Genomic DNA, 17,324 nt, shown 5'->3' on the forward strand with positions numbered 1-17,324 from the left:
TGTTGACTAAGTTTGTACACTATAACATTGCTTATATCAAAAGATCATATTTAGGAATATAAGCAATGAGATTTAAAGAATTACATAATCAGACTAAACCACTACTAATCGCAAATGTTTGGGATGTACCTAGTGCAAAAATTGCGGAGAAACAAAACTTTCAAGCAATTGGCACATCAAGTGCAGCAATTACAACACTTTTAGGCTATGAAGATGGTGAAAAAATCAGCTTTTCAGAATTAGAATATTTTGTAAAACGTATTATTTCAAATACAAAATTGCCATTATCTGTTGATTTAGAAGCTGGATATAGCCGAAACCCAGCAACAATTGTTAATCATATTAAAAAATTAGCCCAATTAGGCGTTGTTGGTATTAATATCGAAGACAGTGTCGTGATCAATGATATTCGGACACTAGTTAATGCGGATGACTTTACAAAAATCTTAAAAGAAGTAACAGAACATTTAAAAAAAGAGGATATCAATATTTTTATAAATGTACGAATTGATACATTTTTACTAGATATTTAAAATAAAATGGAAGAAACCAAGAATAGAATCGAACTGTATGAGAAAACAAATATAAATGGGATATTTTTACCTTGCATTGAAAAGATAACGGATATAAAAGAGGTTGTTAATTATACAAAATTACCTATAAATGTAATGTGTATGCCCAATCTTCCTGATTTTGAAACATTACATCAATTGGGGGTAAAGCGAATAAGTATGGGAAATTTTTTATTTGACAAAATGTATCGTCAACTTGAGAATACAATGCAAGAAATTTCAAATCACCAATCATTTCAAGCGATTTTTTAAATGCGAATTACAGATAAAAAGACCATCAACACCTATTACACTGATCTACTAGAAAGAAATCAACAGTTTGTGGGGATCTTTTTTGTAGGCGTAAAAACAACCTCTGTTTTTTGCATTGCGACTTGTCGAGCCAGAAAACCTAAATTAGAAAATGTTGAGTTTTATACGACATTCAAAGAGGCTTTAGACAATGGTTACAGACCTTGTAAAATTTGTAAACCTACTGAAAATGCAAATAAAGCACCAAAGCAAGTAGAATTGGCTATTCAATTAGTGAAAGAAAATCCAAAGGAAAAAATAACGGATTATCAACTCCGCCAAAAAGGAATAAGCCCTGACGTTGTACGTAGATGGTTTAATAAGCATTATGGAATGACTTTTCAGGCATACCAAAGAATGTACAGAATAAACAATGCCTATCAAGAATTAAAAAAAGGAAAGAACACCACTCACACCGCCTTTGATTCAGGTTACGAATCATTAAGTGGCTTTGGTTATACTTTTAAAAAAATGATCGGAAAATCCCCTAAAAACAGTAACGAGAAAAGTATTATTTTAATTAGTCGCTTAACAACACCACTTGGAGCAATGTTTGCCTGTGCCACAGAAAATGGTATCTGTTTATTGGAATTTGTAGATAGACGAATGCTCGAAACGGAATTTAGAGATCTACAAAAAAGATTAAACGCTAAAATATTAACAGGTGAAAATAAACATATCACACAAGTAAAAAAGGAGCTCACTGAATATTTTGAAGGTACACGAAAAACCTTTGATGTGAAACTGGACACTCCTGGAACCGACTTTCAACAAAGCGTTTGGAATGCGCTACAAGAAATAGAATATGGAACAACAACGACTTATCAAACTCAAGCAGAAAAGATCAATAATCCAAAAGCCATAAGGGCGGTCGCTGCTGCCAATGGTTATAACCGAATTTCTATCATTATTCCTTGCCACAGAGTTATCGGAAAAAACGGAAAATTAACGGGTTATGGCGGTGGAATCGAACGAAAAAAATGGTTGATTGAACACGAACGTAAAAATATCAATAGATAACCCTTCATCAAAAATTTATCTTTTAAAAAATTAAGCGGTAGGATGATCTTAAATTTTTGCAAATTTTAGTTAGGATCTGACCGCTACTACTCTACCTATAAAGTCAATAATTGTGTATTATTTATATTAACAAAATTTATAAAGTATCAAATATAAGTATGAAATTTAAAAAAGATAAAAATTTAACAACTAAAATATACTCTTTGCACGATTCTCGTATTCAACAGATTTATTTTAAAATATATTAGAAAGATACAGCACGCAAACTTATACTACTTATTTGAATTCAATAAAAACAAAAGAATTATTTAGAGACTTAGATACACCACAAATGACGGTAGTATGATAGCATCATTTCTTCGCTCGCCAAATAATATTATGTTTTACGGTTCATCAGAAAAATTTCCTTTTTGTGATGATACTCATAGGGCATTTAGAGAAGTAAAACCTGAGGACGAAAATGCAAAACCCAAAAATTGTACGTTTTATAAAACAAAGCCACAATATCAATTAAAACTGATAGATGATGTAACACTTAGTTATTATCTTACTGGCGAAAATCATTTTGTGATAGGTATAGGTACTAAGGATCTTTATTATTATGAATTAACCTTTAAAAATAAAACAATAAAGTTTAAGAGCGTAGTTCCCGTTGTCGCACTTCCCGACAGCCCGAATTATAAAAATCTCATAGAGTACAATGGCAATACTTACCATTTAGAGTAAAGCAACTAAAAAATACGCTATAAAATTAACGTTACAGCGTAATGATGAAATGGAAGAATATATCTAGTTTTTGGTAAGGTAATGAAGATTTAAAAGGATATTTGCAAATTTTTGATAACATCATACCGCTTGTATCTCCTATTTACTCAAAATACCCTTTATTTTTAGCTGTTTTAAAATCACTTTATTATCAATAAGTTACAAAACCTGCTAAAAAAAGGGTATTTTTGCTATTTTTTCACTTCAGATATTGCAAAATAAGGGATTTATCAATAAAATTTCTAGTTAACCATCGTGTAGATGGCTTAGAAACTTATTTTAGAAATTACAGAATAAAAAAAGAAGTTAACCATCGTGTAGATGGCTTAGAAAGCTATACTGAGAAAACGGCGATCTTTCGATCTGTTAACCATCGTGTAGATGGCTTAGAAATCTATTCTAAGTTTCCAAGAGTTGTTTGCGACGTTAACCATCGTGTAGATGGCTTAGAAACAATATCCATCGTATAAATCACGCTTTGACAAGTTAACCATCGTGTAGATGGCTTAGAAAACTTTCACAATCTTTTACGGATGCGTTTAAAAAGCAACTTTCTAACTATCCGCAACAAATTCTGAAACATTTAAAAGAAAATAAACTTAGATGTGTACTGTTACGCTTAACGCAACAATCACAGCCACTTCTCACGGTTTAAAAGCTGGAGATTGTATTAAAATCAAAGAATTAGGTTCAATAAGGGGACTGCTTAGATTCAATAGCGAAGTGCAACATTTCGGCAATAAAGAGATGATTATCGGACAGCTCAAATATCACACTTGCTCGCTTTAATAGACCGAGACAGCAAAAGCGAACTATCAAAGCTACAAGATTTTGGAATAAATCAAGTTTTGAGAAAGATGAGGACGAAAATGATGGTAGTGCAGAGTTTTTAGCCAATAGATAATCAGTAAATTGACTAAAAAAGCAATTAAGTATATACTTTGTATAAATTAGATACTGAAGGGGAATTTTATGCAAATTCAAATTAAAAAATGGGGTAATAGTGCAGCGATAAGGCTACCACAAGCATTTTTAGCACAACTTAATCTTTCTAATAATGATAATTTAGATATCGAAATTAGTGATAATTCGTTGGTGTTGCGCCCTGTTAATAAAGTTAAGTACGATTTAAAAACCTTACTTAATGAAATGCCAGATGGCTTACCAAGAGTAGAAGGATGGGATGAAATGCCAAGCGTAGGGTTAGAGGAGCTATAATGTATATTCCCAAAAAAGGTGATATCATCCATTTACAGTTCGATCCTGCGAGCGGTTCAGAAATGAAAGGCGAGCATTATGCTTTAGTAGTAAGTAGCCAGTTGTTTAATAAACAAGGTTTAGCTTTTGTTTGCCCCATTTCTCAAGGAAAGGTTAATCAAGCTCGTTCTTTTGGTACCGTAGTAACACTTATGGGAAGTGGTACCCACACACAAGGTTCAGTACATTGTCATCAATTGAAGTCATTAGATTGGAAAAGCAGACAAGCTAAATTTAAAGAAAGCGTGCCTGATTTTATTATTGATGATGTTTTGTTAAGAATTGAGGCTATTTTATCTGATTAGGTATTTTTTGGCAGTTGCACCACAAAAAGAGCTGGGTAATCGTGTATAAAAACAAATCGTAGATAAGATAACCGGAGAAATATTATGGGAGCATTAATTGTTTGTGGAGTTGTACTCTATTTACTAATGGGTTTTTTGGCGTGGCTAAACATTAACCCTTTTATAATACTTATTCCTGTAGCTATTGTGGGAATGATTGCGCTCACATCTTGGTTTAAAAGTACCTTTGGAGGCTATTATAGTCTTATTCCTTGGGGGGTATTGGCGTTGGCAAATATTGGTTGGATAATTCAAATCAAGTTAGATCCAACGCTAACCAAAGAACAAAAAACAAAAAACAAAAAACAAATAAATTATTTAGAATAAATGATTTTGAATAAAATCCATATTAGAGTGAATATTTTTATTTTTTAAAAAGCCACCGATATCCTACTGTAGGAGCAAATCTATATCTTTTACATTTTCAGAACAACTTTTTTGTAAATAAATACTGATTTCATTCTCTGTATTAAAATTAACATTTTATACTCCAATAATTTTTTATAAATTTCATTTTTCAACAAATACGAAAACGTTTGCATTATTATTTTTATTCTGTATAATCAATCAGATTTTTTAACCAAATGGAGTGTAAATTATGTCATCTTCTGAAAATATGAGTCCATCGAAACAGGCTTTTATGGGGCTCCAAATGCTCTTTGTCGCCTTTGGAGCATTGGTTTTAGTCCCCCTCCTGACAGGACTTAATCCCAATACTGCATTACTTACCGCTGGAATTGGTACTTTGTTATTTCAAGTTATTACGAAACGACAAGTACCAATTTTTTTGGCCTCTAGTTTTGCCTTTATTGCGCCTATTCAATATGGTGTACAAACTTGGGGAATTCCCGTTACCTTAGGTGCGCTTGCTTGTTCTGGATTGGTCTATGTAGTCTTAAGTTCTTTTGTTAAACTACGTGGTAATGATATATTGATGAAGCTTTTTCCTCCTGTCGTGGTCGGTCCTATCATCATCATCATTGGTTTAAGTTTAGCACCTGTCGCCGTAAATATGGCAACAGGAAAAGCAACAGGGACGGATTATAATACATCTATCATTATTTCAATGACTACCCTTCTCGTTACTTTGATTGTATCGGTGTTTGCAAAAGGAATTTTACGTTTAGTCCCTATTCTATGTGCCATTACTGTGGGTTATATTCTTTCCATCTTTATGGGAATTATTGATTTTACTAAAATCATTGAAGCACCTTGGTTTTCTCTACCTCAAATTACGACACCTGAATTTAAGTTAGAAGCCATTTTATATATGCTCCCTATTGCTATTGCACCTGCTATCGAACATATCGGAGATATGATGGCGATTAGTCAAGTAACAGGTAAAGATTTCTTAAAGAAACCGGGACTAAATCGTACATTGTTAGGTGATGGTGTTGCAACAATTACGGCCTCATTCTTAGGTGGACCACCTAATACCACTTATTCAGAAGTAACAGGTGCCGTAATGCTGACTAAAAACTTCAACCCTAAAATTATGACTTGGGCAGCTGTTTTTGCTATTTTAATGGCTTTTGTCGGAAAAATTGGTGCATTCTTACAAACTATTCCTGCAGTTGTGATGGGGGGAATTATGATGCTTGTCTTTGGTGCAATTGCTGTTGTTGGTATTAATTCTCTGATTAAAAACAATGTTGATTTAAATCAACCTCGTAATCTCTGTATTGTATCTGTTGTTCTTACATTTGGTATTGGAGGAATGCTTATTGATGTTGGCTTCTTCGCCATTAAAGGAATTGCTCTTTGTTCCGTGATTGCTATTTTAATGAATCTGTTACTGCCAAAAGAAGAGAATTAATTTAATATTAACTTTTTAATCAACACCGCCTATTTTACAGGCGGTGTTTGTATTTTAAATGTTTGATAAAATTTGCAAAAAAGTAAAATGATCTTACCGCTCCTAAACTATTTTGTAGTCGCACTATTTAATTTGTTGTTGGTAATTTATAAAATAAATAACGATTTCTAAGTGTTGTAGCTGGTAATTTTTGAACCCCTTCATTCTCTATTTTTTCTTCTATTCCGATAATAATATCTTGTTTACGGACATTAAAATATCTCAAAATATTTTTTCCAAACCAACATCGAGTAGGAATAATATATTTAAAATTGGCTAAATTTTTACCTTTTTTATCATAAATCATTATTTGATAATATCCTTGCTCCTTTGGCTCTTGATTAAAGTTAGTTGGTGGGTAATAAAAACTGAATTGATAAATATAATTACGTGAACAAAGTAATTTTTCTGATCGACTTACTCTTTCAATCGGAATAAAGCCTGTATTTTTTGAAGAGATTTTTTTATACAAAACATTTGATGTTTCTAACAAATCATCTCTATAATTAAACTCTGCATCATTACACCACGAATTACCGTACTCACCTTTAGTAATCGCAGATAAATGAAGAATATTAGGCTGTTTTATTAGTTTTGCCTTAAAAACCGTTTGTTTTTGCTTAAAAATAATCACATTGATTTGTTCTTTAATAAAATGTTCTATTAATTTGTATTGTGGTTTTACAACGCCTGTTAATTCTAAAACATTATTCCAGAATGTATCTTGAGTTAAAAATATAAGCTGAGTTTTATAATTTCCATTTCTTTTAACATCAGTTATATCTCCCCAAAATTTATTTCTAATTCTAAATTCTTTTTCTGCAATAAGTTTTTTATGATCTAATATTGTTACGGTTACGTATATAATATAGCCATCAGTTTTCCCTGAAATATTAATTTCAACATTAGCTTGTTCACTTAATATTAATCCCATATCTGATAATGTGTTTGCGATATCTTCTCTAATAATAGATTTTTAACTTAAATAATAAGTACACATACAACCTTCATTACCACCTAATGTTACACTACTTTCTAATGGCTCTGATTTATAAATGAGAGTGATATTGCTATTCAATTTAACTTTTGTTCCATAAGGTAAATCCAATTTACTAACTATTTTTTCTGAGGTCATTCTTGATAAATAAATATCATTTATCACACTTGGTAGTCTAATATTTATGCCTAATAAGAAAGAAATAAAAATAAAGGTGAGGAAACGGGATAACTTTCTTTTTATTTTTTTGCGTAAAAGAAAAGCAAATAGTGAAGTAATGATAATATTCACAATGCTTGGCATCTGGAAAAGTGCAATTAAATACAGCACTGGTATAGCTATAAGTAATAGAGGAATTCCAACAAGACTAGCTAATACAAATAAAATAATCCCTTTGATAGCTTGTTCAATTTCAGATTTTTCTTCCATATTCTACACCTTTAATTGATTTTTAAATGCCATAAACCAATCTTATTTTAAAGATAATTTGTAAAAAACACACTACATATTACCGCTTTAAAACTGTTTTTGTAGCTGCTATATTTAATTCGATTTTGGTAATTCATAAAACAAATAACTTTGATTACGATATTCTTGTTTTTCTTGGTCATACCAAGAATAGGTATTTAAACCTATTAAAAAACGATCTTTCTGTACTTCGAAATATTCCAAAGTCTTATTACTATTTTTTGTAATATCAATGGCGTACTCAAAATTGGCTAAATTATTTCCGCTGTAATCATAAATATAAAAAGTATAAATATCTTTCTTATTCAAATAATTATGAGAGTAGGTATAAACATACATTTTATCTTCATAACAAAAAATGGCATTTGGTGAATATTCTAATGGGAGTCCCCAACTATTATTTTTATAATTTATTTCTAAAATATTAAATTTCTGATTATATTTATTGATTTTTAAATCAGGATTATTGCACCAAACATTTTTCTGATTACTGAAATTACCTTGTCTATCTAGTGAAAATCTCTCTTTTGGATCATTGATAGAATCCATAGATTTTGGGGTTAAAGTGATTATTTCTTTTTTTGAGCAATTAGTTTTTTGTTTTCTAATATAGTAGCTGTCATATTAGTCACGTAACTATCTGTTTTTCCTATAACTTTAATTTCAATATCTGCTTTATCACTAAGAATTAGCCCCATTTGTAATAAAGTTTTATCGATCTCTTCTTTAATAATTGTAGGTTCTTTAAAATATATCCCTGAATCAATGAACCCTGATTTAGTTACTGCCTCCAATGGGTCATATTTATATTCTAGCTCTACATTGCTAGTAAATTTTATTTTTGTTTTATCTGCTAATGTTAATTTTTTTAGAGATATTTCCATCGTTGATTTCGGCATTATCCAATCTGAAATTAGACTAGGTAATCTAACATTGACAGTAAGCAGAAAAGAAACTATAAAAAATAAAGGAATAAGCCATAACTTTTGATTTACCTTTCTCTTAATGGCAAAAATAATTAGAGCAGTAACAATGAGATTAAGTACACTCGGAAAGTAAAAGTAACCAATAAAAAACAATATAACTAAAAAAATCAATATTGCAGGAAAACTTGGAACAATTACCGCCAGGATTGTAGCGGGTATCGCAACGGTTTTCACTGCTTTTTCTACACCATTTTCTTGTTTAGAATTTTCTTCCATTTTAATACCATTCCTCCTAAACAAATAGTTTAGAGAGATTTTTTATTTATCGTAATGACTATCCTTGCAAAAAACTAACCATATCTTACCGCTATAGTACTTTATTTATAGGTTCTAATTCTCGGAGGCTCATAAAATTGAATAAAATGATTCATATCATCAAAGCAATCTGTAAATAAAATCTTGTTTTCATCATCACGACTTAAAAAACCGTTATTGACCATATCATGGTAAAAGTTTCTTAAATTATCGTAATAACCTTCAATATTCAAAAACAGACAAGGGTTATCATTTTGACCAATTCTCGCCCAAGAAATCACCTCAGCAATTTCTTCAAGGGTGCCTGCTCCACCTGGTAAAGCGATATAACAATCCCCTAATTCAATCATTTTTAACTTTCTTTCGGTCATTGTTTCAACAAGGATCATTTCTGATAGTCCTTTATGAGCCAGCTCTCTTTCTGCTAAAAAAGTAGGCATTACACCAATTACTTTTCCACCGTGTTCCAACACTGAATTAGCGATAGTTCCCATTAAGCCTCGATTACCACCACCATAGACTAACGTATGACCATTGGTAGCAATCCATTTACCTAACTGATAAGTTTTTTCTTTATAGATGTTGTGATTACCAAAATTAGCACCACAATATACGGTAATATTCATAGTTTATTTGTACCTTTTTTCAATTTTCTCTATATGTTCATTAATAATATCATTGATGTTAAAATCATATTTATCTACTAATATCATTATATTATCTAATACATCACCCAACTCTTCTTTAATTTGATCTAAGCTTTCGTTTTTATTTTCTACTTCATCAGGTCTATCTCGACCAATTTCATATCGTCTAATTGCTTGCGATAACTCCCCAACCTCTTCCATTAGAAAATTCAATCGGATAGAGGAATTAAAATTATACCAACCTCTTTTGAGATAGAAACTTTTTACCCATTTTTGATATTTAATCAACATTCTATGTTTCCTTAATTTTAGATAAATCTTAAAAATTTGCAAAAAACAGACTGCATCTTACCGCTTCAAAACTGTTTTTATGGTTGCTATATTTAATTCGGTTTTGGTAATTCATAAAACAAATAGCTTTGATTACGATATTCTTGTTTTTCTTGGTCATACCAAGAATAAGTATTTCATTATGATGATTATAACTTATCCACTTGATTTTTGGGAGAGACTTTAAGAAAGCATTTTATGATGATAAGCTAAATGCTCTCCAATAAAACTTGCAATAAAATAATAGCTGTGATCGTACCCTTTACGACGATTAATTATTACATCAGCTTTCATCAATTTAGCAGCATTTTCTAGTAACTCGGGTTTAAGTTCTTTTTCTAAAAAACTATCATCTAATCCTTGATCAATTAACATTGGCAAAGGATTTTTTGCTTGTTCCAACAAAGCACAGGTATCCCATTGTTGCCAATTTTCACAATTTTCACCTAAATAAGCCGTCAATGCTTTTTTCCCCCACGGCACTTGGCTTGGTGCAACAATAGGAGAAAATGCCGATACACTACTATAGGTTTCAGGATTTTTTAATGCAATCATTAATGCACCATGTCCTCCCATTGAATGTCCACAAATACTTTGTTTACCATTCGTTGGAAAGTGATTATTAATTAAATCAGGTAACTCTTGGACTATATAATCGTACATCTGATAATGCTTATCCCAAGGTGATTGAGTAGCATTAAGATAAAACCCGGCTCCCTGTCCCAAATCATAACTTTCATCATCAAAAACACTTTCACCTCGTGGGGAAGTATCAGGTGCAACAATAATTAAGCCAAGTTCAGCAGCATAGCGTTGAAATCCTGATTTTTCTATAAAGTTGCGTTCAGTACAAGTTAAACCTGATAACCAATAAATAACAGGACAAGCCTGAGGATTTTCCTTGTTAAGTACTTGTGGGGGTAAATAAACTGCCACATTCATTGCACAATTTAGCGTTTCACTATTATGTTGCCAAATTTGTTGTTTGCCCCCAAAACTAAAAAAACTTTCTATTTTTTGCATTTTTATATCCTCTAAAATAACACAATAAATTCTTGGAAATAAAAAACTTATGATAACAGCTATTTTAACGCCATTACCACAAGTTTCGATTTTTACTTGTAAATCATCTTAAAAATGCATTACTGTACGAATAGACTCACCTTTTTCAAGTAATTCAAAAGCATAATTAATCTCTTCAAATGGCATCGTATGGGTCACATAAGGATCTAAATCTAGTTTACCATTCATATATTCTTCAACCATTTTTGGTAATTCACTACGTCCTTTCACACCACCAAATGCTGTACCACGCCATACACGCCCTGTCACCAACTGAAATGGTCGAGTAGAAATTTCTTCACCACCTGCAGCAACACCAATAATCACACTTTCTCCCCAACCTTTATGACAACATTCTAAAGCTTGACGCATTACATTCGTATTACCCACACAAGCAAAACTGTATTCCACTCCTCCATCCGTCATTTCAATAATTGCTTGTTCTGTTGGTTTATCAAGTTCTAATGGATTAATAAAATCCGTTGCACCCATTTGTTTTGCAAGTTCAAATTTATCCGCATTCACATCAACCGCAATAATTTTATTCGCACCAGCTTTAACTGCACCTTGAATAACACCCAAGCCGATTGCACCTAATCCAAATACGGCAATATTATCGCCTTTTTCAACTTTTGCAGCATTTTTTACTGAACCTAATCCGGTCGTTACACCACAACCTAATAAACACGTTTTTTCTGGATTCGCATTTTCAGAGACTTTTGCAACTGAATACTCAGATAAAACTGTATATTCTGAAAAAGTACTTGTTCCCATATAGTGATAAATCGGTTTTCCTTGATAAGAAAAACGAGTAGTTCCATCTGGCATTAAGCCTCTTCCTTGTGTTTCACGCACCGATGAACATAAATTCGTTTTGCCTGATTTACAAAATTTACATTTACCACACTCAGCAGTGTAAAGAGGAATTACGTGATCACCTTCTTTAACACTGGTTACCCCTTCCCCAACTTTAACCACAATTCCAGCCCCTTCATGTCCTAAAACTGCAGGAAATATACCTTCTGGATCAATACCAGATAAAGTATAAGCATCAGTATGGCAAAGAGCAGTATGTGTAATACGCACCATTACTTCACCAGCTTTTGGATCTTCAACATCAATTTCGACAATTTGTAAAGGTTTGTTCGGCTCAAAAGCCACGGCTGCGCGAGATTTCATAATAATGTCCTCAAATAATAAATAATTTAACCTAAAACATATTCTATATTGCAATGATTTTACTCACTCAGTATATGTTAAGTTTCTGAAAAAATAAGCACATTGTAACTACTTTATAATGAAACAAAAGTAATTTATAAGAAAAACAGTGTTACCATACAGAAACAATTAATTAGGAGCGTTTATTATGCAATCATTAGAAGGGTTGATTATTTTTATCCACGTTGTTGAGCAAAAAAGTTTTTCTTCTGCAGCTAAGATGATGAAAACATCCAAAGCAAATGTAAGCCGACAAATTGCAAGATTAGAAGAGCGTTTAGGCGTGCAATTATTTCAACGTAATACTCGAAGTGTACACCTTACAGAAGTGGGGGATACCCTATATCAAAGTACTAAAGATAATATCTATAATCTAGATGAAACTCTCTGTAATATTATGAAAATGCAAGCGATACCTCGTGGTACACTACGAATTTCAACTGCGGGATTATTCGGTGAAACTAAAGTCACTCACGCTGCCGCTCGTTATATGCAAACTTATCAAGATGTGAAAATAGAACTACATTTTTCTGACCGTAATATTGATATTATTAATGAAGGGTATGACCTAGCCATTCGTACTGGTACATTAAAAGATTCTGCTTTATTTGCAAAACGAATTAGCTCAAGACGTCTCATTTTATGTGCTAGCCCAAATTATCTTTCACAAAATGGTACGCCACAAACAATAAACGAATTAAAAAATCATCTCTGTTTAAAAAGTGCATCGTCCACTTGGACTTTTTCTGATAAACGTAGCAAAAAGCTACAATATAAAGTCAATGCAAACTGGGTAAGTAACAATGCTCGAGCAACATTACAAGCCTGCATACAAGGATTAGGTATTGCTCAACTGCCTGAATATTATGTTCAAGATGCTCTCAATCAAGGACAACTTATTCCCTTATTAACCGAGTATGAACCTGCCGATGAAGGTATTTGGGCGGTCTATTCAAATAAATACCATCTATCAACAAAAGTACGGACATTTATTAATTTATTAATAAAAGAAGTCAATTAATTCATTAAGCTCTTGATATTTTAGCAATTGAAGTATTTAAAAAATTACCTAGCAAAATAGCTATACGATAAAAGTAAAGCCATACTGACTACTTATTCAATATGGCTTTACCTATTTGCAAAAAACTCGCTACATCTCACCGCTTCCAAATTGTTTTTTCACCTTAATAAAAACCGTGATCTCTTCCCTATCGTGATACAAATGTTTAGCTTGAATGGTGAATTGAAACCCTTTTTTAGTTAATGTTTCTGTAATAAAATTTAAGCAACGTTGCACTTCTTGATAGCGTTTTTTCATCGGTAATTTAAGATTAAAAATACTTTCTTTACACCAACCATTCACGAACCATTTTGTGATCAATTCACTAATTCGCATTGGTTGTTCCACCATATCACAGACCAATAAGTCAATTGTGGTGCGTTTGGGTGGTTTAAATTTAAAACCGTCTTCTGGGCAGTGATCAATACGACCCGTATTGTGTAAACTGTCTGCCATTTTGCCGTGATCCACACAATAAACAAACACATCTCGTTTGACTAATTGATATGTCCAACCTCCAGTACAAGCGCCGAGATCTACCGCTTTTACATTTTCATTAAAATGCCAGCTTTCTTCGGATTTTGGAATAAAGGTTAAAATCGCTTCTTCTAATTTTAAGGTTGAACGACTAGGGGCTTCCATTGGGAATTTTAATCGCATAATGCCCATTGGATTTGATGATCGGTTATCATTATAGGCATAACCTACATAACAACAGCCTGAACCAACAAAGAGAACTTGTAATGTAATGCTATTTTGACGTTTTGAGCCACTATGTAACCAACCTTGTTTTTTTAAGGTATTACGCAATGGGACAGTAAACTTACGGCAAAATTTAGAAAGTTCTTTTGCTTCATTGGTATCTGGTGTTTCTACTACAAGATCACTGCTCTTTTTAAAATCAATACCTTGATCTTGTTGAGCAAGATATTGTTCTAAAATAGGGGTAATACGGTCATTTTCAGGTAAATTTTCTAGCAACTTCCCTACTACAATCATTTGACGAACGAAGATCAATTCAGAAAGTGGTAGTTCTTGTGCTAATCTATCTGCATCTCCCTGCTGATAGCATTCAAAAATGACATAGCCCGTATTTTCTTTTAATTTTGTAAAACCATAAACACCGAGTTCAACGGCTTTATCTGAGATTTCACCCGCCACTTCTTTTTCAAATCCAGCTCGGCAATAAAGAGCAAGTTTATTCATATTATTCCTTTTCTGTGTAATAAAAAACCACTTGTATTGCTACAAGCGGTTAGTTTTTATTAATTTTTTGCAAATTTTAGTCTTTGGTTAGGTAATTTGCACTTAAGGCAAATGCCAATCCCATTAATGCAAAGACGATTAATCCAAATGTATACTCCATTATTTACCTCCATTGACTTTATTTCTAAATAATCTACCACCTATCAAAAATAAATAGATAGCAATAAAAAGTAATATAGAATTTAATATTTTAAACCCAATGGTATATTTTCCAAAAATAATCACAGGTATAGCCAAAATTGCCACTTTTGCTATATCATCGGACATTTTCGACCACGCTTCAAATGATGATTTTTCAATCGGCTTTTTAAATAAATTCCACATTGGTAAACTCCTTGATAAGTCATATTAGACTTATTGCATTAGCTTGTCAAATAATGATTACGCCTTACATTCTGATTGCAACGGTGGTACTTCTCTGCCCATTCGTTGATAAAATTCAACCACAAAATCATCAAAGCGATCTTCATCAATAGATTGACGAATTTCTGCCATTAAACGCTGATAATAACGTAAATTATGGATCGTATTTAATCTCGCCCCTAAAATTTCGCCACATTTATCTAAGTGATATAAATAGGCTTTGGTGTAGTTTTTGCAAGTATAACAATCACAATGTGGATCTAACGTGGTTGTATCTTCACGGTATTTTGCGTTACGGATTTTTACCACACCATCTGTAACGAATAAATGACCATTACGGGCATTACGTGTTGGCATTACGCAGTCAAACATATCAATACCACGACGCACACCTTCAACTAAATCATCTGGCTTGCCTACGCCCATTAAATAACGAGGTTTGTCTTTTGGTAGTTGAGGGCAAACATATTCTAAAATACGGTGCATATCTTCTTTAGGTTCGCCAACAGCTAAACCTCCGACTGCATAACCATCAAAGTCAATTTTAACCAATTCATCAATAGAGACTTTGCGTAACTCTTCAAATACGCCACCCTGTACAATACCGAATAACGCATTTTTATTGCCTAATTCATCAAAACGCTGACGGCTACGCTGTGCCCAGCGGACTGACATTTCCATTGATTGCTTAGTATAATCAAAAGTTGAGGGATAAGGGGCACATTCATCAAAAATCATTACAATGTCAGATCCTAAATCATATTGAATTTCCATTGATTTTTCAGGAGATAAAAAGATCTTGGAGCCATTGATAGGGTGACGAAAACTAACGCCCTCTTCAGTAATTTTACGCATTTTCGCAAGGCTAAATACCTGAAAACCACCTGAATCCGTTAAAATTGGAGCGTGCCATTGCATAAAATCGTGTAAATCACCGTGTTTACGCATTACTTCTTGCCCTGGTCTTAACCAAAGGTGAAACGTATTTCCTAATAAAATTTGAGCCCCTGTGGCTTTCACTTCTTCAGGTGTCATACCTTTTACTGTGCCATAAGTTCCCACTGGCATAAAAGCTGGGGTTTCTACGTGAAACTCACCTTTAGGGCGAGAAAAAGTCATACAACCACGGCGAGCATTACCGTTTGTTTTTTTTAATTGATACTTCATTTTTTTCCTTATAGATAAACAGTCTATAGATATAATTTTTATTGTTAATTATTTTAAATTAAAATTTAATGCCAGTACCAATGCCTAAACTGACACCAACACCATTAGACCCACCACCTACACTGCCTGTTCCTGATATTGAAGAACAAGCAACTGTTGTGAAGACTAAAACTAAAAATAAGATTTTTTTAATCATTTTGATTTCCTTAAGAGAGCGTTAATTTCTCTTTCATTGATAATTGTAATTGTTGCAACATTGCATAGCGTTTACGATACATTGAGCGTTTTTTACTTGGAATGTCTTCTAAATTTTTACTTTCTACGTTGAGAGGTAATTCCCAATAATCATTTAAAACACCATTACTTTCTCTAAAAATAGCATCATAATCAACAATAAAACGTTTACTTCGAACAAAACGAGATTTATTTTGATATTTTTGAGGAATACCAAATAAAGACGGATAACCCAGTACTTGAGTGAATAGTTTCATTGCATCTACCATTAAATAGGCAGGTCTTAAGCCATGACATTTTTTGGTTAATTGTTTTACAATTTCTTTTGAACCTTCTTGGTTTGGTCCTTGAATAACACCAATCAATAAACCTTGTTTTATTTCACCAAATGTCAGTAAGTAAATTAATTGTTCGCTTGGTTTATGATATAGCTCTAAATTCCAATAACCTTCCATTGGTTGAAATTCATTAATTTTAAGGCGAAGATCAAAATCGGCAATCACTTCACCAAAATTAATTTCTTCTTCCCATAATGGTCGATGCCCTAGTTCTGACAATTTGTTCGGTAAAAAAGTTAGATTTTCACACATTGAATTTAAACGCTCTGTCGCATTAAAACGCTTATCTAAAAAACGATGCGCGACAGGGTAACTATAGTTTGGGTATGTATTCAGCACTTCTATTAAATGAGGATTTTGATTAACAAATTCTTCAAATTTTTTGATTTTCGAACGATGTAGCAACGAACGCAGTTGATAACGAAATCGTTTTAAACGATAAGATTTGTTATGTCTATCTGGATAAATTGCGTGAGGCAAAGGCCATTGATATATATTTTGCATAATAATTTATTTCATTAATTTGAGATCTGAACATTATACTAAATTTCAGTATACTTAGCATTGAATTATTTTCGTTAAAATATATGGGTTTAGGTATTAAATTTAATTTTGCAAAAAATATGACAAATCATACCGCTATCATTTTAGATAAAGATGTTATATTTTTAAATTTGAAAGATAATTGAAATGTCTGTTTAGAAGAAATGGTTGCGGGGGCTGGATTTGAACCAACGACCTTCGGGTTATGAGCCCGACGAGCTACCAAGCTGCTCCACCCCGCGTCTGAGATGTGCATAGTACACGTATTTTTTAAGATTACAATAAG

Annotated in this window: 20 protein-coding genes, 1 tRNA gene, 1 pseudogene and 1 CRISPR repeat array; of the genes and pseudogenes, 8 read left to right on the plus strand and 14 right to left on the minus strand. The window is 32.5% G+C overall.

Annotated elements, in window-relative coordinates:
* The first annotated feature begins 65 nt into the window (after window positions 1-65).
* From KGI96_RS11115 to KGI96_RS03750, 7 genes and pseudogenes are all read left to right on the plus strand, one after another.
* Window positions 66-824, plus strand: a pseudogene (locus KGI96_RS11115) (isocitrate lyase/PEP mutase family protein).
* Entirely contained in the window at window positions 825-1,883 is a 1,059-nt protein-coding gene (locus tag KGI96_RS03720; RefSeq protein ID WP_211596932.1) for a bifunctional transcriptional activator/DNA repair enzyme AdaA, read from the plus strand.
* A 342-nt stretch (window positions 1,884-2,225) separates the two neighbouring features.
* The gene (locus tag KGI96_RS03725) at window positions 2,226-2,609 is read left to right on the plus strand and encodes a CDGSH iron-sulfur domain-containing protein (protein ID WP_211596933.1); all 384 of its coding nucleotides are present in this window, start codon (window positions 2,226-2,228) and stop codon (window positions 2,607-2,609) included.
* Window positions 2,610-2,893: 284 nt separating this feature from the next.
* Window positions 2,894-3,161: direct repeats of the CRISPR family, unit length 28 nt; unit sequence GTTAACCATCGTGTAGATGGCTTAGAAA.
* A gap of 459 nt (window positions 3,162-3,620) precedes the next feature.
* Complete coding sequence (locus KGI96_RS03735) at window positions 3,621-3,866, plus strand: AbrB/MazE/SpoVT family DNA-binding domain-containing protein (protein WP_211596934.1); 246 nt, start codon at window positions 3,621-3,623, stop codon at window positions 3,864-3,866.
* Window positions 3,866-4,210, plus strand: a complete 345-nt coding sequence (locus tag KGI96_RS03740; RefSeq protein ID WP_213156556.1) for a type II toxin-antitoxin system PemK/MazF family toxin — start codon at window positions 3,866-3,868, stop codon at window positions 4,208-4,210. The genes KGI96_RS03735 and KGI96_RS03740 overlap by 1 nt, the downstream gene beginning before the upstream one ends.
* Window positions 4,211-4,294: 84 nt before the next feature.
* Entirely contained in the window at window positions 4,295-4,576 is a 282-nt protein-coding gene (locus KGI96_RS03745) for a hypothetical protein (protein WP_213156557.1), read from the plus strand.
* A gap of 271 nt (window positions 4,577-4,847) precedes the next feature.
* Window positions 4,848-6,065 (plus strand): uracil-xanthine permease family protein, encoded by a 1,218-nt coding sequence (locus KGI96_RS03750; protein ID WP_211596937.1) that lies wholly within the window; start codon window positions 4,848-4,850, stop codon window positions 6,063-6,065.
* A gap of 127 nt (window positions 6,066-6,192) precedes the next feature.
* On the opposite strand, the gene KGI96_RS03755 is transcribed toward KGI96_RS03750, so the two are convergent.
* From KGI96_RS03755 to KGI96_RS03790, 8 genes are all read right to left on the minus strand, one after another.
* Window positions 6,193-7,038 (minus strand): hypothetical protein, encoded by an 846-nt coding sequence (locus tag KGI96_RS03755; RefSeq protein ID WP_211596938.1) that lies wholly within the window; start codon window positions 7,036-7,038, stop codon window positions 6,193-6,195.
* A 42-nt stretch (window positions 7,039-7,080) separates the two neighbouring features.
* Window positions 7,081-7,530, minus strand: coding sequence for a hypothetical protein (locus KGI96_RS03760; protein WP_211596939.1), 450 nt, complete (start codon window positions 7,528-7,530; stop codon window positions 7,081-7,083).
* A gap of 114 nt (window positions 7,531-7,644) precedes the next feature.
* Window positions 7,645-8,118 (minus strand): hypothetical protein, encoded by a 474-nt coding sequence (locus tag KGI96_RS03765; RefSeq protein WP_211596940.1) that lies wholly within the window; start codon window positions 8,116-8,118, stop codon window positions 7,645-7,647.
* 20 nt (window positions 8,119-8,138) lie between these two features.
* The gene (locus KGI96_RS03770) at window positions 8,139-8,771 is read right to left on the minus strand and encodes a hypothetical protein (RefSeq protein WP_211596941.1); all 633 of its coding nucleotides are present in this window, start codon (window positions 8,769-8,771) and stop codon (window positions 8,139-8,141) included.
* A 101-nt stretch (window positions 8,772-8,872) separates the two neighbouring features.
* Entirely contained in the window at window positions 8,873-9,436 is a 564-nt protein-coding gene (locus tag KGI96_RS03775; RefSeq protein ID WP_211596942.1) for an LOG family protein, read from the minus strand.
* A gap of 3 nt (window positions 9,437-9,439) precedes the next feature.
* Window positions 9,440-9,748, minus strand: coding sequence for a MazG nucleotide pyrophosphohydrolase domain-containing protein (locus KGI96_RS03780; RefSeq protein WP_211596943.1), 309 nt, complete (start codon window positions 9,746-9,748; stop codon window positions 9,440-9,442).
* 222 nt (window positions 9,749-9,970) lie between these two features.
* The gene (gene fghA, locus KGI96_RS03785) at window positions 9,971-10,810 is read right to left on the minus strand and encodes an S-formylglutathione hydrolase (protein WP_211596944.1); all 840 of its coding nucleotides are present in this window, start codon (window positions 10,808-10,810) and stop codon (window positions 9,971-9,973) included.
* A 108-nt stretch (window positions 10,811-10,918) separates the two neighbouring features.
* Window positions 10,919-12,028: an S-(hydroxymethyl)glutathione dehydrogenase/class III alcohol dehydrogenase gene (locus KGI96_RS03790; RefSeq protein ID WP_213156558.1), complete on the minus strand. Its 1,110-nt coding sequence runs from the start codon at window positions 12,026-12,028 to the stop codon at window positions 10,919-10,921.
* Between the two features lie 187 nt (window positions 12,029-12,215).
* Here KGI96_RS03790 and KGI96_RS03795 point away from each other — a divergent pair, with 187 nt between their 5' ends.
* On the plus strand, window positions 12,216-13,088 hold the full coding sequence (locus KGI96_RS03795) for a LysR family transcriptional regulator (RefSeq protein ID WP_211596946.1): 873 nt from the start codon (window positions 12,216-12,218) through the stop codon (window positions 13,086-13,088).
* A 129-nt stretch (window positions 13,089-13,217) separates the two neighbouring features.
* On the opposite strand, the gene rlmM is transcribed toward KGI96_RS03795, so the two are convergent.
* The 6 genes from rlmM to KGI96_RS03825 all read right to left on the minus strand — a co-directional run bounded on the left by rlmM (window position 13,218) and on the right by KGI96_RS03825 (window position 17,280).
* Complete coding sequence (rlmM, locus tag KGI96_RS03800; protein ID WP_211596947.1) at window positions 13,218-14,333, minus strand: 23S rRNA (cytidine(2498)-2'-O)-methyltransferase RlmM; 1,116 nt, start codon at window positions 14,331-14,333, stop codon at window positions 13,218-13,220.
* A gap of 159 nt (window positions 14,334-14,492) precedes the next feature.
* Window positions 14,493-14,717 (minus strand): hypothetical protein, encoded by a 225-nt coding sequence (locus tag KGI96_RS03805; protein WP_090922220.1) that lies wholly within the window; start codon window positions 14,715-14,717, stop codon window positions 14,493-14,495.
* Window positions 14,718-14,774: 57 nt separating this feature from the next.
* Window positions 14,775-15,923 (minus strand): tRNA guanosine(34) transglycosylase Tgt, encoded by a 1,149-nt coding sequence (gene tgt, locus KGI96_RS03810; protein ID WP_211596948.1) that lies wholly within the window; start codon window positions 15,921-15,923, stop codon window positions 14,775-14,777.
* A gap of 58 nt (window positions 15,924-15,981) precedes the next feature.
* Window positions 15,982-16,119, minus strand: coding sequence for a hypothetical protein (locus tag KGI96_RS03815; RefSeq protein ID WP_211597025.1), 138 nt, complete (start codon window positions 16,117-16,119; stop codon window positions 15,982-15,984).
* Between the two features lie 10 nt (window positions 16,120-16,129).
* Window positions 16,130-16,999 (minus strand): VirK/YbjX family protein, encoded by an 870-nt coding sequence (locus KGI96_RS03820; protein WP_211596949.1) that lies wholly within the window; start codon window positions 16,997-16,999, stop codon window positions 16,130-16,132.
* A 204-nt stretch (window positions 17,000-17,203) separates the two neighbouring features.
* Window positions 17,204-17,280 (minus strand) — tRNA-Met (locus tag KGI96_RS03825).
* Between the last annotated feature and the right edge of the window lie 44 nt (window positions 17,281-17,324).

Origin of the sequence: Phocoenobacter atlanticus subsp. cyclopteri, from assembly GCF_018343795.1 — a bacterium.
Lineage (GTDB): Bacteria > Pseudomonadota > Gammaproteobacteria > Enterobacterales > Pasteurellaceae > Phocoenobacter > Phocoenobacter atlanticus.

Coding starts and splice junctions, on each gene's coding strand:
- KGI96_RS03720 (WP_211596932.1), top strand. CDS start 825: ATGCGAATTACAGATAAAAAGACCATCAACACCTATTACACTGATCTA.
- KGI96_RS03770 (WP_211596941.1), bottom strand. CDS start 8,771: ATGGAAGAAAATTCTAAACAAGAAAATGGTGTAGAAAAAGCAGTGAAA.
- KGI96_RS03820 (WP_211596949.1), bottom strand. CDS start 16,999: ATGCAAAATATATATCAATGGCCTTTGCCTCACGCAATTTATCCAGAT.
- KGI96_RS03765 (WP_211596940.1), bottom strand. CDS start 8,118: ATGGATTCTATCAATGATCCAAAAGAGAGATTTTCACTAGATAGACAA.
- KGI96_RS03735 (WP_211596934.1), top strand. CDS start 3,621: ATGCAAATTCAAATTAAAAAATGGGGTAATAGTGCAGCGATAAGGCTA.
- KGI96_RS03740 (WP_213156556.1), top strand. CDS start 3,866: ATGTATATTCCCAAAAAAGGTGATATCATCCATTTACAGTTCGATCCT.
- KGI96_RS03775 (WP_211596942.1), bottom strand. CDS start 9,436: ATGAATATTACCGTATATTGTGGTGCTAATTTTGGTAATCACAACATC.
- KGI96_RS03755 (WP_211596938.1), bottom strand. CDS start 7,038: ATGGGATTAATATTAAGTGAACAAGCTAATGTTGAAATTAATATTTCA.
- KGI96_RS03780 (WP_211596943.1), bottom strand. CDS start 9,748: ATGTTGATTAAATATCAAAAATGGGTAAAAAGTTTCTATCTCAAAAGA.
- KGI96_RS03725 (WP_211596933.1), top strand. CDS start 2,226: ATGATAGCATCATTTCTTCGCTCGCCAAATAATATTATGTTTTACGGT.
- fghA (WP_211596944.1), bottom strand. CDS start 10,810: ATGCAAAAAATAGAAAGTTTTTTTAGTTTTGGGGGCAAACAACAAATT.
- rlmM (WP_211596947.1), bottom strand. CDS start 14,333: ATGAATAAACTTGCTCTTTATTGCCGAGCTGGATTTGAAAAAGAAGTG.
- KGI96_RS03760 (WP_211596939.1), bottom strand. CDS start 7,530: ATGGAAGAAAAATCTGAAATTGAACAAGCTATCAAAGGGATTATTTTA.
- KGI96_RS03795 (WP_211596946.1), top strand. CDS start 12,216: ATGCAATCATTAGAAGGGTTGATTATTTTTATCCACGTTGTTGAGCAA.
- KGI96_RS03745 (WP_213156557.1), top strand. CDS start 4,295: ATGGGAGCATTAATTGTTTGTGGAGTTGTACTCTATTTACTAATGGGT.
- KGI96_RS03815 (WP_211597025.1), bottom strand. CDS start 16,119: ATGATTAAAAAAATCTTATTTTTAGTTTTAGTCTTCACAACAGTTGCT.
- KGI96_RS03790 (WP_213156558.1), bottom strand. CDS start 12,028: ATGAAATCTCGCGCAGCCGTGGCTTTTGAGCCGAACAAACCTTTACAA.
- KGI96_RS03750 (WP_211596937.1), top strand. CDS start 4,848: ATGTCATCTTCTGAAAATATGAGTCCATCGAAACAGGCTTTTATGGGG.
- tgt (WP_211596948.1), bottom strand. CDS start 15,923: ATGAAGTATCAATTAAAAAAAACAAACGGTAATGCTCGCCGTGGTTGT.
- KGI96_RS03805 (WP_090922220.1), bottom strand. CDS start 14,717: ATGTGGAATTTATTTAAAAAGCCGATTGAAAAATCATCATTTGAAGCG.